Annotated in this window: 1 protein-coding gene; it reads left to right on the top strand. The window is 60.7% G+C overall.

Going from position 1 to position 1283, the window contains the following annotated elements; all coding sequences use genetic code 11:
• Positions 1–1183 (top strand): adenosylmethionine--8-amino-7-oxononanoate transaminase (gene bioA, locus Q7V20_RS23425; protein ID WP_304796486.1); only part of this gene is annotated, 1183 nt, incomplete at its 5' end.
• Between the last annotated feature and the right edge of the window lie 100 nt (positions 1184–1283).

The raw sequence follows: 1283 nt of genomic DNA, 5'->3' as shown, positions 1-1283 counted from the left end.
CGTGCGTATCCGTCTTATGGATGGCAGAGAACTGATTGACGGCATGGCCTCCTGGTGGTCGGCAATCCATGGCTACAGCCCTCCGGTCCTGGTCCAGGCCCTGCATGAACAGGCCGCACGCATGTCCCATGTGATGTTCGGCGGGCTCACCCATGGCCCGGCCGTGGAGCTGGCAAAGTTACTGGTGGAGATGACCCCGGCTGGTCTTGAAAAGGTATTTCTCTGCGACTCCGGTTCGGTGGCAGTGGAGGTGGCCATGAAGATGGCTATCCAATATCACCATGCGACTGGTCATCCCCGGCGTTGTCGTTTCCTCACCATTCGTTCCGGTTATCACGGGGACACCTTTCACGCCATGTCGGTCTCTGATCCGCAGGGAGGCATGCACCATCTCTTTGCCGGATCTCTGCCCCAATACTACTTTGCCGATCGCCCCGAGTGTCTCTTCTCACATGTTTGGGACGGGCGCGATATTGCTTCCTTTGCCCGGCTGATCGAGCAACACCACCAGGAATTGTGTGCGGTGATCCTGGAACCCATTGTTCAGGGTGCAGGCGGCATGCGTTTTTATCATCCCGAGTATCTGCGTCAGGTGCGGCGTCTTTGCGATACCTTTGGTGTCCTGCTGATTGTTGATGAGATCGCCACAGGCTTCGGCCGTAGCGGTGCCCTTTTTGGCTGTGACCATGCAGGCATCACCCCCGATATCATGTGTCTGGGCAAGGCCATAACCGGCGGGACCATGACCCTGGCCGCAGTCCTGGCCACTGCCGAGGTGGGGCTGGGGGTATCCCAGGGCAGTCCCGGCGTCTTTATGCATGGCCCGACCTTCATGGGCAATCCCCTGGCCTGTCATGTGGCTTGCGCTTCCATCCGGCTCCTGCTGGAGTCTGACTGGCAGCAGAAGGTGGGGCGGATCGAGCAACTGCTGGAAGAGGGGTTGGCACCGTGCAGGGAGCTGGCGCAGGTGCGGGATGTCAGGGTACTGGGCGCCATCGGCGTGGTGGAGATGAAAGAGCCGGTGGCTATGCGGGAGATCCAGGCGGCCTTTGTCGAGCGCGGGGTTTGGGTGCGGCCCTTCGGACGTCTGGTCTATGTGATGCCGCCATACTGTATCAGCGCAGTTGATTTACAGACCCTGACCGCGGCCATTGTCGAGGTGGTGGCGGGTGAGGGGCAATGACGGCCAGGGATGGCCTAATGCCGCGGGAGCCAAGGATGGCGGGAGCGGCCGTGAGTCCTGAGTACAAGGAAGAGCTGGCCAGACTTGCACAGTGCGGACG

Source organism: Aquabacterium sp., from assembly GCF_030652515.1.
Classification (GTDB): domain Bacteria; phylum Pseudomonadota; class Gammaproteobacteria; order Burkholderiales; family Burkholderiaceae_C; genus Aquabacterium.
This window is presented reverse-complemented; position numbering and strand designations above follow the sequence as displayed.